Source organism: Rhizobium oryziradicis (assembly GCF_001939045.1).
GTDB lineage: Bacteria > Pseudomonadota > Alphaproteobacteria > Rhizobiales > Rhizobiaceae > Allorhizobium > Allorhizobium oryziradicis.
Window position 1 is genome coordinate 25158 of sequence record NZ_MKIM01000027.1, and the last position, 13126, is coordinate 38283.

Annotated in this window: 9 protein-coding genes and 1 tRNA gene; 3 read left to right on the forward strand and 7 right to left on the reverse strand. The window is 55.6% G+C overall.

Annotated features, from left to right (window positions below; translation table 11 throughout):
* Nucleotides 1–101: 101 nt before the first annotated feature.
* The 5 genes from BJF95_RS11135 to BJF95_RS11155 form a co-directional block, all read right to left on the reverse strand.
* Nucleotides 102–1346 carry a vWA domain-containing protein gene (locus tag BJF95_RS11135; RefSeq protein ID WP_175577241.1) on the reverse strand — a complete coding sequence of 415 codons (1245 nt, stop codon included), beginning with the start codon at nucleotides 1344–1346 and terminating at the stop codon, nucleotides 102–104.
* Nucleotides 1347–1529: 183 nt separating this feature from the next.
* On the reverse strand, nucleotides 1530–2414 hold the full coding sequence (locus BJF95_RS11140) for a transglutaminase family protein (protein ID WP_075639547.1): 885 nt from the start codon (nucleotides 2412–2414) through the stop codon (nucleotides 1530–1532).
* Between the two features lie 3 nt (nucleotides 2415–2417).
* Nucleotides 2418–4853 carry a circularly permuted type 2 ATP-grasp protein gene (locus BJF95_RS11145; RefSeq protein ID WP_075639548.1) on the reverse strand — a complete coding sequence of 812 codons (2436 nt, stop codon included), beginning with the start codon at nucleotides 4851–4853 and terminating at the stop codon, nucleotides 2418–2420.
* Nucleotides 4854–8201: a transglutaminase family protein gene (locus BJF95_RS11150; protein WP_075639549.1), complete on the reverse strand. Its 3348-nt coding sequence runs from the start codon at nucleotides 8199–8201 to the stop codon at nucleotides 4854–4856.
* 170 nt (nucleotides 8202–8371) lie between these two features.
* A complete protein-coding gene (locus BJF95_RS11155) occupies nucleotides 8372–9799 on the reverse strand; it encodes a mannose-1-phosphate guanylyltransferase/mannose-6-phosphate isomerase (protein WP_075639550.1) in 1428 nt (475 codons plus the stop codon).
* Nucleotides 9800–10017: 218 nt separating this feature from the next.
* Between BJF95_RS11155 and BJF95_RS11160 the strand changes: the two genes are divergently transcribed.
* On the forward strand, nucleotides 10018–10209 hold the full coding sequence (locus BJF95_RS11160) for a CsbD family protein (protein WP_075639551.1): 192 nt from the start codon (nucleotides 10018–10020) through the stop codon (nucleotides 10207–10209).
* Nucleotides 10210–10329: 120 nt separating this feature from the next.
* Here the strand turns inward: BJF95_RS11160 and BJF95_RS11165 are convergent.
* Together BJF95_RS11165 and cpdR1 are read right to left on the reverse strand one after the other, a co-directional pair.
* Nucleotides 10330–10404: transfer RNA gene (locus BJF95_RS11165), tRNA-Val, on the reverse strand.
* 83 nt (nucleotides 10405–10487) lie between these two features.
* On the reverse strand, nucleotides 10488–10850 hold the full coding sequence (gene cpdR1 / locus BJF95_RS11170) for a response regulator CpdR1 (RefSeq protein ID WP_075639552.1): 363 nt from the start codon (nucleotides 10848–10850) through the stop codon (nucleotides 10488–10490).
* 178 nt (nucleotides 10851–11028) lie between these two features.
* Here cpdR1 and BJF95_RS11175 point away from each other — a divergent pair, with 178 nt between their 5' ends.
* Both BJF95_RS11175 and hisN read left to right on the forward strand, forming a co-directional pair.
* Nucleotides 11029–11913: an N-formylglutamate amidohydrolase gene (locus tag BJF95_RS11175; protein WP_075639553.1), complete on the forward strand. Its 885-nt coding sequence runs from the start codon at nucleotides 11029–11031 to the stop codon at nucleotides 11911–11913.
* Nucleotides 11914–12347: 434 nt separating this feature from the next.
* The gene (gene hisN, locus BJF95_RS11180) at nucleotides 12348–13121 is read left to right on the forward strand and encodes a histidinol-phosphatase (RefSeq protein ID WP_075639554.1); all 774 of its coding nucleotides are present in this window, start codon (nucleotides 12348–12350) and stop codon (nucleotides 13119–13121) included.
* Nucleotides 13122–13126 lie beyond the last annotated feature (5 nt).

Consider the following 13126-nt stretch of genomic DNA (forward strand, 5'->3'; position numbering starts at 1 on the left):
AGTCTGCACCTGACAGGCTCTAGAGTCTGATAATCGAAAGGGGCTGCGCTGCGGAAAATAAATTTACACGTGCAAATACCCCCTGCTTTACTGAGACTGCATCAATTGGTCAGGCGGGTGGTACTCTTGGAAACATCTTGCGCGATTGCCGTAAATGCACTGACAAGGCCTGCCATCGTATCGGGTTGATAATAGCTATTTGGATCGCTTGCGCAGGCTTGAAGCAGTGATTTACCTTTTTCCGGTGCCATGAAGGCCACGGTGAACAGATGAATTTCGTCAGACTTGATTGCTTTGCAAATTTCGCGAACGTTGTTGTCGAGGCCAGAGTTCCATGAGCCGCTGTCTCCCGTCATCTCGCCATCCGTCATGAAGATGATATACCGGTCGAAATTTGGAGTACCGGCGTCGGTATGGGCTTTTTGCTCTGTTTTGTTCTTTTTTCTAAGTGCTTTATACGCCGTGTTCAAGGCGTCACTGGCGTCGGTTCCCCCTGTCGGGTATGTGGGAATACTATCGACATAGTTTTGAGCCGCTTGCGTTCCCCATGCCGGGGCCTGCGCCGAAAAGGATTGGTCATTGAACGCGATAGCACCCACACGCACCAGCTGGGAGCGGGGTATCGAATAGGCACGGGCTGTTGGATCCTTGGCTGTCAAAGTGTCCGACATAACGCCAACAGCTGTCTTCAGCGAAGTCATCTTGTTGATATAGCAAGGCCTGCTTGGTGCCAGATAAGGATAATATCCCCAATTGCTTTCGGTGTAATTCGGGCAAGAGTACTGGCTTGTATCAACCTGGTCTGTGATGAACGACATAGATCCCGAACGGTCCAGAACCAGATAGAGAGAGAGGCCCTTTTGGGTCTGTTGGGTTTGGGTCGATGCCTCAGCCTTGCCATAAGCCGATATGGTCACGGTTTTCCAGCCAAAGGCCTGCGATAACGCATTGGTGGTCATGGTGTAGGAGCTGGTCAGGCCAACGTCATAGATTTTGCCATTGCCTGAACTTGGGGTGGGGGTCGAAATTTGGGCGACGGTTGTCAGGTTTGCTGATGCTGTTGTGGCATCGCTCGAGACATTGGCCATTTGCGACAGCACATAGCTTTTTGCCATGGCATCCGCATCACCTGTGCTCATGGTGTCTTTGGTCATGGCGGTTGCTGTGGCAAGGGCTGCGGCATCCACGGCATTTTGCAGGCTGCGCTTGTTTTGCAGCATGGTGGTGGCATCCAGACCAAGGCCAACAACCCCGATACTGACCGGCAGAAGCAGGGCCGTCATCATGCCGAAATTGCCTGAGGTTTCGCGCGCAAGCGAAAACAGGCGGTTTCGAAATATCGACATGACCATGATATCCATCCCTGATCGAGCATTCGACGATGTCAGCACTTTGGGCAAAGAGATAAACGATCGTCATGTATCTGATGTGATCAGAATTAGCTTTCGCAGGTTGATTTCCACCTAATGAAACTGCTTAAATTTTATCTAATCTCGCGATCATACAACTCTTGAGGCTGTCTTGCCGGTTCATGTGCCCGGCAGCGGAATAAGATCAACAGCCTGTACGGTTGAGTGGTTGCCGTAGCCTTTCAACACACCAATCACCGGAGCAACATCCGAATAGTCACGGCCATAGCCGACCACCACATGATCGCTGCCTGCCGGAATATTGTTGGTTGGGTCCAGTTCGATCCAGCCCATGGCCTTGCCACACCAGATGCGCACCCAGGCATGCATGGCATCGGCCCCCGCCAGCCGCTCTTTGCCCGGCGGCGGAATGGTGCGCAAAAAGCCGCTGACATAGCCAGCCGGAATGCCAAGACTGCGCAAGGCCACGATCATGATATGGGAAAAATCCTGACAGACGCCTTTTTTAAGCGCAAAGGCTTCGTTTGGTGAGGTGTCAACCGTGGTTGCCTTGGCATCATATTTGAAGTCTTTGTGAAGGCGGGCGCAGAGCGCTTTGGCAATCTGATGCACGGTCATGCTGGGGTGTAGATGTTCACGGGCATAGGCCGCAATGTCAGAGCTTTCGGGTAGGCGCGGGCTTTTCCCAAGGTAATGATGCGGTGAGTTTGGCTCCAGTGACCAATACGCGGCAAGTTCGCCCCCAAGGCTTTCCAGAAGCGGCGACAAATCGGCGGTGATGGGCGGCGCTTCCACATGGATGCGCGCCTGCATGCGAATATCCAGTTTTTCATGCGGTGAGCGATAGGCAAAGGTAATGGCGGGATGTTCGAAAAAATCCGTATAGCTGGTGCGCTCTTCCGGCTGCGGGTCAATCGCCACCGATCCCGCCACCAATCTTTGCCGGTGGGGCAGGGACAGCGGCATGATGCGCAGGATATGGCGGCCCCCAGCGGCGGCAACATCATAAATATAGCCCATATGCAGGGTTAAATCATACAGCATCTGCTATCCCAGATAGGTTTGCGCCAAGAGGTCCGACAGCAATTCCAGTTCGCGCTCCAGGCTGTGGTAAACCTCTTGCGTCAGCATGTCCGGCGTCATCACCACAACGCGTGCCTGAAGCCGCACGGTCTCGCGGCAAAAATGCGACATTTGCCCGTTTGCCTTGGCATTTGGCAATTCAACCACTTCGCTGAGAATTTCGTTGAGCTGAAACAGAATGGAGCGCGGGTTGAGCGGGTCCAGCGCCAGAAGGTCGGTCACCGTCAGATGGGCCGTGTTCACATTGTAGCGGCGGCGATGGGTCATGACGTTATCGCCAATTTCCAACAGCATATCCAGCGCGCCGTCGGGGGCGTCTTCGCTGGTGAGATGGCCGAGCAGCCGGGTCATGTGCAAGGCGCGCTCCAGCATGCGGCCAATGGTGAGGAAGCGCCAGCCGGTAAAGCGATACATGTTTTCATGCACTAAGCCGGCAAAACCTGCCAGCTTGCGCAGCAAAATGGTCATGGCATGGGTGGCATCATCACCCGGTTTGACATTGAGGCCAAAGCGGCGGGCGGTTTTGGCTAGATCATTCAGCGCCAGCCAGCCATCGGGCGAAAAGCGATCGCGAATATTGCTGGCCGAATAGACAGCGCTGTTGATGCTGCCCAGCAGCGTTTCCGGCACACCTTCCATGGTGTCAATGTCCAGCGCCTTCAGATAGTCGCTGACATAGGCCAAAAGCGGTTGCTCGGCATCGGCCGTTTCGGCAAAGCGTGAGTTCCACGCCCGCAAAATTCGAAGTGCGCCTTCGGCCCGTTCAATATAGCGCCCCAACCAAAACAGGTTGTCGGCGGCGCGGCTGGGCAGGCTGCCCGGCAAATTGCGGGTAAATTCCTCAGCATCCGGCAACAGTGTGGTGCGCTCGACCGGCTTGTCAGAGACAATCCAGACATCGGCGGCGGAGCCGCCCGATTGCATGGCAATGGCGGCAACATCCTTGCCAGAGCCGATGCGGCCAAAGCCGCCGGGCATGATTTGCCAGCCATTCTTGGTGCGGGCGGCAAACACGCGCAAGCTCATGGGTCGCGGTTGCAGCTTGCCATCCACCATGACCGGCGTGGTGGAAAGGGTTACGGCCTCTTGCCCCACCAGCTGTGCTCCATCGCTGGCAAGCCATGAGGCAATGGATTGTTGGGCTGTCGAGCGCAAGGTCGAGCCCAGCACCGATTGATGGTTGTCTTCAAAAAACGGCTGGCGCGAATAGGCCGGGCCAATCACCATTTTCTCGATGTTGTTGGCCACATGCTCGCGTTCGGATTTTTGGCCGCACCACCATGTGGCAATCGAGGGCATGGCCAAATCTTCACCCAGAAGATGGCGACACAGGGTTGGCAAAAAGGCCATCAACGCCCGTGTTTCCAATATGCCGGTGCCGAGTGCATTGACAAAACTGACCGAGCCTTCGCGCAGGGCCTGCACCATGCCGGGTGTGCCAATATGGCTGTTCTGGTTCAGCTCCAACGGATCGGCAAAGGCGGCATCCAGGCGCCGCCACAACACGCCAATCGGCTTTAAGCCTGCGACCGTGCGCACCATGACCTTGCCATTGACCACGGTGAGGTCTTCACCCTCCAGCAACATAATGCCGAGATAACGGGCAATATAGGCGTGTTCGAAATAGGTTTCATTGGCCGGTCCGGGCGAGAGCACGGCGATGCGGTCATCCGGGCTTTGCTTGTGGCCTTGCAAGGCGTCGCGGAAAGCTCCGAAAAACGATGCCAGCCGATGCACATGGGTTTCGGCATAAATATCAGAGAAGGCGCGGGTGGTGGCAACGCGATTTTCCAGCGCAAAACCTGCGCCAGACGGTGCCTGAGTGCGGTCTGCCAGCACCCACCAATTGCCATCTGGGCCACGGCCAATTTCAAACGAGCAGAAATGCAGATAATGGCCACCGGCGGGCTTAACCCCGACCAGCGGGCGCAAAAATTCGCTGTTGGCGGCAATTAGGGCAGGGGGGATGAAGCCTTCCTGCACCAGACGGTTTTCGCTGTAAATATCGGCAACCACCTTTTCCAGCAGTTCGGCGCGTTGCACCAGACCTTTGGTCAGCACTTGCCATTCGTCGTCGGCAATCAGCACCGGAATGTGGGAGAAAGGCCACGCCCGATCTGTGTTGCTGGCCGCCGAGCCATAGGCGCGATAAAACACCCCGGCATCGCGCAGGTAACGGTCAGCACGGGCGAAGCGCTCATGCATCTCCTCGGGCCCCATGGCCTGAATGGCGTTGACGAAATTTTGCCACACGGGCCGAATGTTGCCGTGCTTGTCCAGCATTTCGTCGGCAACGCCGGGCAAGGTCCGATAGTCATCGGCCAAAGCTTCCACTGTGGCTGATGTGGCTGATGCGTCCTGATGGCGCTCGTTAACCTCCATCACAGGTGTCTTGCTCATTTAAATACCTTGAGGTCGCCGCAAGTCCAATGTGTGCGGAAATTCTGGCGAAACCGTCTCTGGCCAAAGGGGATAAGATCCGGTGGTATGCCCCCACGGCTCGAAACGTGCAAGCCGTCTGGCCTCCGCTTCATTTCCATTCACAGGGAAAGTATCGTAACTACGACCGCCGGGATGGGCGACGTGATAGACACAACCGCCCACAGACCGCCCTGTCCATATATCATATATGTCGAAAGTTAGCGGTGTGTTTACAGGAAGCATAGGATGCAACCCGGATGCCGGTTGCCATGCTTTATAGCGCACGCCGCCCACCGCCACGCCATTGACGCCCGATTTTGACAGCGGAATGCGGCGGCCATTGCAGGCCACGGCAAAGCGTTCGGGGTTTGCGGTTTCAAGCTTCACCTGCAAACGCTCGACGGATGAATCCACATAGCGCACGGTGCCGCCAACGGCACCTTCTTCGCCCATTACATGCCAAGGCTCCAGCGCTTGGCGCAGCTCCAGTTTGGTCTCCGCGTATTCGACCTCGCCTACGAAGGGAAAGCGGAATTCCAGCTGGGCTGCAAACCATTCCGGCTTCAAATCGAAACCATTGTCGCGCAGATCAGCCAGCACTTCGAGAAAATCCTGCCAGATATAATGCGGCAGCATGAAGCGATCATGCAATGCTGTGCCCCACCGGACAAAATTGCCACCAACGGGATTTTTCCAGAACCGGGCAATGATGGCGCGGATCAACACTTGCTGGGCCAGTGACATGCGCGCATTGGGCGGCATTTCAAAGCCACGGAATTCCACCAACCCAAGGCGACCCGTGGGGCCGTCTGGCGAAAACAGCTTGTCGATGCAGATTTCGGATCGGTGGGTGTTGCCGGTGACATCGGTGAGTAGATTGCGAAAAAGCCGGTCCACCAGCCATGGAAGTGGTGGCAAGGCTCCGTTCCCCGGCATGGGAATTTGCGCAATAGCAATTTCCAGCTCGTAAAGGCTGTCATGACGGGCTTCATCAATGCGCGGGGCCTGACTGGTCGGGCCAATGAACATGCCGGAAAACAGATAGGACAGGGCAGGGTGGCGCTGCCAATGCAAAACCAGACTTTTCAGCAAATCCGGCCGGCGCAGGAACGGGCTGTCATTGGGGTTGGCACCGCCCACCACCACATGGTTGCCGCCGCCGGTGCCGGTGTGGCGACCGTCAATCATGAATTTATCGGCTCCAAGCCGCGTCTGGCGGGCCTCTTCATAGATGATGTTGGTGGTGTTGACGCAATCGTGCCAAGTGTCAGCCGGATGGATGTTGACCTCAATCACGCCCGGATCGGGGGCAACACGGATAACATTGATGCGCTCATCCTGCGGGGGGGCGTAGCCCTCGATATGAACGGGCAGGCCCAGTTCTCTTGCTGCCGTTTCCGCGGCTGCGACCAGTTCCAGATAATCCTCGATCTTCTCAACCGGCGGCATGAAAACGCAGAGCCGACCATCGCGCGGCTCAACACTCATGGCGGTGCGAACAGCCCCGCGAATATCCTCTTTGGAACCGGCAATGGTCTGTTCATTGCGATCCTGCTGGGTTTCAGGGGCTTTGCGCGATGCTTCAGACAAAGCACGACCCAGCTTGTCGCTCTCGCCACCATAATCGGGCAAAGGAGCACGTGGCAGCGATGGGTCTGCCGTGTGGATGTAAGGGTATTGCGACGGCGGCACATAAGGCAGCGTGCCAAGCGGCATGCGAAAGCCAATGGGACTATCGCCGGGAATAAGGAAGATCTTGCCGCGCCGCGTGCGCCAGCGCTCGCTAACCCAACGTTTTCCGCCTGCGCGCGCATTCCATGCCTGCACCGGCAGGATATAACCGGTGGGGGTGGTCAGGCCGCGCTCAAACACCTTGGCAATGCGGGCGCGTTCTTCCGGGCTTTCCAGCTTGGAATTGGAGGGATCGACATTTTCCGGCAGGCTGCCTTCCTTGATGATCCATTCGGCGGGATCTTCATAGGCCGGGATCAGCATTTCCGGCTCAATCTCCAGCTCTTTGGCAATGCCTGCCAGCAAGGCTTGCGCCTGCTCAGCCGTGACCTTGGTATCCTTGCTCTCAGCGGCAATCAGCTCTGGGTCATGCCAGATCGGCTTGCCGTCCTTTCGCCAATAGAGTGAAAACGTCCAGCGCGGCAGGCTTTCACCGGGATACCACTTGCCCTGGCCGTAATGCAGAAAACCACCGGGTGCGAATTTTTCGCGCAACCGGCGAATCAGGTGGTCGGCTTTGTCACGCTTGGTGGGGCCAACCGCGTCAGTGTTCCATTCGGCTGATTGGAAATCATCAATCGACACAAAAGTCGGCTCACCGCCCATGGTCAGGCGCACGTCATGGGCTGCCAACTCGCCATCAACCTTCAGGCCAAGGGCGTTGAGGGCTTCCCAGCTTTCATCCGAAAACGGCTTTGTGATGCGCGGATGCTCAGCGACGCGCTTGACCTCCATGGCAAAATCAAACTCGGTGTTGGCTTCGCCAAAATAGCCACCGGAAATCGGCGCTGCATTTTTATAATGCGGGGCCGCGGCCAGCGGAATATGGCTTTCACCCGTCATCAGACCGGAGGTGGGGTCCAGACCAATCCAGCCAGCACCGGGAATATAGGCCTCTGCCCAGGCGTGCAGATCGGTGAAATCCACATCGGTGCCGGAGGGGCCATCCAGGGCCTGCAAATCCGGCTTCAGCTGAATGAGATAGCCCGAAACAAAGCGCGCTGCGATGCCCAGATGGCGCAAAACCTGCACCAGAAGCCAGCCAGTATCACGGCAAGAGCCGAGGGCAGAGGTCAGCGTTTCCTCCGGCGTTTGCACGCCCGGCTCCATGCGGATGACATAGCCGATGCGCTGTTGCAGCATGGCATTGATGCCGACAATCATATCCACCGTGCCCTGGCCCGGCGTCTGGTCGAGCGTTTTCATAAACTCGCTCAAGGCCAGGCTGTCCGGCTCGGGCTTCATGTAGATGGCCAGATCGTCGCGAATATCTTCGGGGTAGGAAAACGGCCAGGTTTCGGCGGTTTCTTCGGTGAAGAAGTCAAACGGGTTGTAGACGGTCATATCGGCAACAAGATCAACCTCGATCTTGAATTCGGTCACGGGGTCGGGAAACACGAACCGGGCCAGATAATTGCCGTAAGGGTCTTGTTGCAGGTTCACAAAGTGATTGTCAGGCGTCACTTTCAGGGAATGGCTGAGAACCTTGGTTCTCGAATGGGCCGCCGGTTTAAGCCGGATGATCTGGGGACCAAGCCGCACAGGGTTGTCGTATTTATAATGGGTGAGATGATAAATGCTTGCCTTGATTGCCATGGAACCCCTTGTCCGGTGGGCCGGATCTGTCGTTGACCGCGTTGGGGTTGATCTTGTGCAATGCACGCCGAGAAAGCAAGGCGAAGTTGATGAATATCATTCGGTCATCGCACGCATAAAAAAGCCGCCGGATGACGGCGGCTTTTCTGATTGTCAGGATTTCGGTCCAATCAGGTTCTGCCGAACTCGTCGACCAGACGCACAATATCGTCCTCCCCAAGATAGGAGCCGGTTTGCACCTCGATCATTTCCAGCAGGATTTTCCCCGGATTGCCTAGGCGATGCACAGAGCCTTGCGGAATGTAAATCGACTGGTTTTCGTGCAGGATTGTCATGGTGTCATCAATGGTCACCTCGGCGGCACCCTTGACGCAAATCCAATGTTCGGCGCGGTGGTGATGCTTTTGCAAGGAGAGCTTCTTGCCGGGATGCACAAACAGTCGCTTCACCTGAAAACGATCGCCACTGAGGATGGAGGTATAACCGCCCCATGGACGAAGGGAGGTGGGATGGGTTTCCGTGAGGTTTGCGGTCGTTTCGCTTGCGGCCAGAATCTTGACGAGATTGCCGACATCCTGGGCGTTATCCAGCCGACCGACAAAAACCGCGTCTTCGCTGGCAATAACAGCCACGCCATCCATGCCCTGTACGGCCATATGGCTATTGCGCGAGATGACCAGAGAGTTCGTGGTGTTGTGAACGGTGACATTGCCTTGCACAACATTGCCATCCGCATCTGCATCGCCGATTTTCCAAACGGCATCCCAACTGCCCATGTCTGACCAGGTGATGGCGGCGGGCACCACGGCGGCCTTTTGGGTCTTTTCCATCACCGCATAATCAATGGAGATCGACGGTGCCTCGGCAAAGGCTTTGGCATCGAGCCGAAGAAAATCAAAGTCCTTGCTGGATTTGGCCACGGCGTCGGTTGCAGCCGCCATGACGGTGGGCGCAAAGGCTTCCAGCTCCGCAATAATGCTGTTTGCTGAAAACAGGAACATGCCTGAATTCCAGTAAAAATTTCCCGCTTCCAGCAATGTTCTGGCCTTGGCCTCATCGGGCTTTTCAATGAAGCGCTGGACGGTATAGACGCCGTTTTCCAGATCATCGCCAAGCTCGATATAGCCGTAACCGGTGGCGGGCTCGGTTGGATGAATGCCAAATGTCACCAGCTTGCCGCTCTTTGCCGCCGTTGCCGCCTTGGTGATCGAGCCGGTATAGATATCGTCCACGGTGATTGCGTGATCGGAGGGCAAAAGCAACAGCAGAGCGTCATCGCCAAAGCGATCTGCCACCACACGAGCCGCAACGGCAACGGCTGCCGCCGTATTGCGCGCCATGGGTTCCAGCACGATGCCGGACAGGGCGACGCCTTGTTCGCGCGCCTGTTCGGCCACCAGAAAGCGAAACTCCTCATTGGTCACAACGATGGGCGCTTCATAGACCGCATCATCGCGAACGCGATTTAAGGTCGACTGAAAAAGTGTTTCGTCACCAATCATTTTCAAAAATTGCTTGGCGGCGGTGGCCCGTGACAAAGGCCATAGCCGGGTGCCTTTTCCGCCAGCCATGATCACAGGGACGATTTTATCAGTCATGGTCGATCCTTCTGGTTTCAGGCACATATAAAATGGTCTCTCGCTGTTTGCTCTAACGCAGGGTGAGGATTGGTGCGAGAAATTTCTGCATGACCACAGCGCTATGGTGCGATATTTCTGTTTAGTCGTTTCTTACATAAAGGCCGGAACTTTTCTCCTCACCATTCGTTTTTATTTCGAACCGCTTGCAATGGTGCAGGCACAACGGAGGCGAGATTATGGGTAGCATGTCTGATAAAATCAAAGGCACCGGAAACGAAATTGCTGGCAAAGCCAAGCAGGCTGCGGGCAAGGCAACCGACAATGATCGTTTGCGCGCCGAAGGTGCAGGCCAGGAGGCGAAAGGCAAGATCCAGAAGAACGTTGGCAAAGCCAAGGACGCCGTCAAGGACGCTGTTGACCGGCTTTAAGCGCCTACGTTCAGTCGGGTTGAGTGCGGCTTGATTGAAAGCCGATTGTGAACCTGCGACATTATCGAAAACAAAAAAAGGTCTCGCGATTTCTCGTGAGACCTTTTTTATGAATTCGAATGGTGGGCGTAACAAGGATCGAACTTGTGACCCCTACGATGTCAACGTAGTGCTCTCCCGCTGAGCTATACGCCCATCCGATGACGGCGGATAGACCATAAAACCTTCCGCTCCGTCAAGTGTGCTTTGAAGATCTTTGGCAATATTTTGCCAACCCCTTACGCTGCAAGCAGTTTATTCACTTCATCCACGAGATCGCGCAGGTGGAACGGCTTGGACAGAACCTTGGCATCCTTGGGCGCCTTGGAATCAGCATTGAGAGCAACGGCGGCAAAGCCGGTGATGAACATGACCTTGAGGTCGGGGTCCAGTTCGGTTGCGCGCCGGGCAAGCTCAATGCCGTCCATTTCGGGCATGACGATATCTGTCAGCAGCAGCGAAAAGGGTTCTTCGCGCAACCTGTCATAGGCGCTGGCACCGTTATCAAAAGAAGCGACTTTATAGCCGGCCTTTTCCAGAGCTTTTACCAGGAAGCGGCGCATATCGTTATCGTCTTCGGCGAGAAGAATTTTCTGAGTCATTTCTGGACCGTTACTCGACTGATGATGGTGTTCTAGCTCTCCTCAATATTCCCCATCCCGTAAATAACTGGTGAAGGGAAGGAAAGCCTCTCGTGATGTTGTCTTAGTATGGACTTCATTGCTGCCAACTGGCAACATGTTTCATAATGATTTGCTGATTTGGTAAAGAAGAGGGTCGATGCAGCCGTTGTCAGCCACGTGCGAGCTGTTTGAGGTGCGTGAACCCGTAGAGCAGTCAATTCCTTTCGTTTACAATTCTCCCCACAGTGGCAGAGCCTATTCGCAAGCGTTTCTGGAGCGCTCGAAGCTGGATGCTTTTTCCATCCGCCGCTCTGAAGATTATTTTGTCGATGAGCTGTTTTCCAGTGCACCTTCCCATGGTGCGCCGCTTTTGGTGGCCAATTTCCCCCGCGCTTATGTTGATGTGAACCGCGAGCCCTATGAGCTTGATCCGCGCATGTTCTCCGGTCCCTTGCCGTCTTACGTCAATGGCCATTCCGTGCGGGTGGCCGGTGGGCTTGGCACTATTCCACGCATTGTGGCCGAAAATATGGAGATCTATCAGGGGCGATTGAGCGCGGAGGAGGGACTCGCCCGGATCGAAACCATTTATAAACCATATCACGCCTGTTTGCGGCGGCTGATTGCCAAAACCCACACCATGTTTGGCTCTGTGGTTTTGATCGACTGCCACTCCATGCCCGGCTCAGTCCGGGTGGGGGCGGGTGCGCTGCGCCCGGATTTTATCATCGGGGATCGTTACGGCACCAGCGCGTCCGCCGATCTCACCCATGCCGCCCTGCAAATTCTGGGCGATTATGGTTTTACGGCCGTGCGCAACAAGCCCTATGCCGGCGGCTTTATCACCGAGCACTATGGTCGCCCGGCGCGCGGGCTGCATGCGTTGCAGATCGAGATCAATCGGGCCATCTATGTGGATGAGCAAACCCTGGAAAAGCGCGCCGACTTTGCCTTGCTGGCCAGTGTGCTGTCGCGTTTCGTTGCGCAAATGGCGGGCGCGTGGGCCGGTATCGCCAATGATGATGCGCTTGCCGCCGAATAGGCTTTTATTTTGCGCAAAAAAAACCGCGCACGAAGCGCGGCTCAAATCTAGGGAGGAAACACCCAAGGAGGGTATTTACAGTCCGAAGACTGTGAGGATCAGTCTATATTGCGACGCACAAATGTCAAGAGGTTTTGATGCATTTTTATGCGTGGTTAAAAAATGGGCGTTTTGGTTTCTGTTGGGCATGGTGGGCTTAAAAATCAGTCGTATTCGCAATCTCCTGCCATCGGTGATTTGCAGGCTTTCGCGCAGGTCCATTTCGCTTTAAGAAATTGGTCCGTAAAGCCAAGCTACTTTGAGCCTTTGTGCGCCATATATGACGCACAAAGGCTCAAAGTAGCTCTTGATTTTTGTTGCATGATTTTATCTTCAAACCGATTCCGGTTTAAAGAAGTATGCAATAGAAGACCTGCACCTGAACGGGAGAGACCATGCGTCCGGATAAGAGTTTTTTTGATCGCCTTGCCGAGAGTGCCAAAGCGGAGACCTTGCCGCGGTTTCGCTCAAGTCTCGATGTGGTCAACAAGGAAGCGGGCGGCTATGATCCGGTGACAGAGGGCGATAAAGCCGCAGAAACCGTGATTCGCGGCATGATCGAGGCCGAATTTCCTGATCACGGCATTCTCGGCGAAGAGCATGGCAATATTGGTCTTGGCCGGGACAGTGTTTGGGTGATTGATCCAATCGATGGCACGCGCGCCTTTATCTCGGGCCTGCCCACATGGGGCACGTTGATCGGCTTTCAGGAAAAAGGCCGGGCCGTGATGGGCATGATGGATCAACCCTTCACCGGTGAGCGCTATTTTGCCGATGGAGAAAAATCCTGGTATCGCGGCCCGGATGGGGAGCGCCAGTTGCAAACGCGGGCCTGTTCTGATCTGTCGGACGCCATTCTCTACACAACATCGCCGGATATTTTCGAGGTTGATGAGCGAGCACGCTTTGATGCGGTGCGCGCCAACGTGCGCCTGACGCGCTATGGGGTGGATTGCTACGCCTATGCGCTGTTGGCGGCGGGTTTTGTCGATCTGGTGATTGAGACCGGCCTGAAACCCTATGATGTCGGAGCACTTATTCCGATCATCGAGCAGGCTGGCGGCATGATCACCACCTGGGATGGTGAACGGCCGGAAGCTGCGGGCAAGATCATCGCAGCCAGCTCAAAAGCGGTTTATGATCAGGCTCTGGCAATTCTTCGGAAATAATCGGG

Coding starts and splice junctions, on each gene's coding strand:
- BJF95_RS11155 (WP_075639550.1), bottom strand. CDS start 9,799: ATGACTGATAAAATCGTCCCTGTGATCATGGCTGGCGGAAAAGGCACC.
- BJF95_RS11150 (WP_075639549.1), bottom strand. CDS start 8,201: ATGGCAATCAAGGCAAGCATTTATCATCTCACCCATTATAAATACGAC.
- cpdR1 (WP_075639552.1), bottom strand. CDS start 10,850: ATGACTCAGAAAATTCTTCTCGCCGAAGACGATAACGATATGCGCCGC.
- BJF95_RS11135 (WP_175577241.1), bottom strand. CDS start 1,346: ATGTCGATATTTCGAAACCGCCTGTTTTCGCTTGCGCGCGAAACCTCA.
- BJF95_RS11160 (WP_075639551.1), top strand. CDS start 10,018: ATGGGTAGCATGTCTGATAAAATCAAAGGCACCGGAAACGAAATTGCT.
- hisN (WP_075639554.1), top strand. CDS start 12,348: ATGCGTCCGGATAAGAGTTTTTTTGATCGCCTTGCCGAGAGTGCCAAA.
- BJF95_RS11145 (WP_075639548.1), bottom strand. CDS start 4,853: ATGAGCAAGACACCTGTGATGGAGGTTAACGAGCGCCATCAGGACGCA.
- BJF95_RS11140 (WP_075639547.1), bottom strand. CDS start 2,414: ATGCTGTATGATTTAACCCTGCATATGGGCTATATTTATGATGTTGCC.
- BJF95_RS11175 (WP_075639553.1), top strand. CDS start 11,029: ATGCAGCCGTTGTCAGCCACGTGCGAGCTGTTTGAGGTGCGTGAACCC.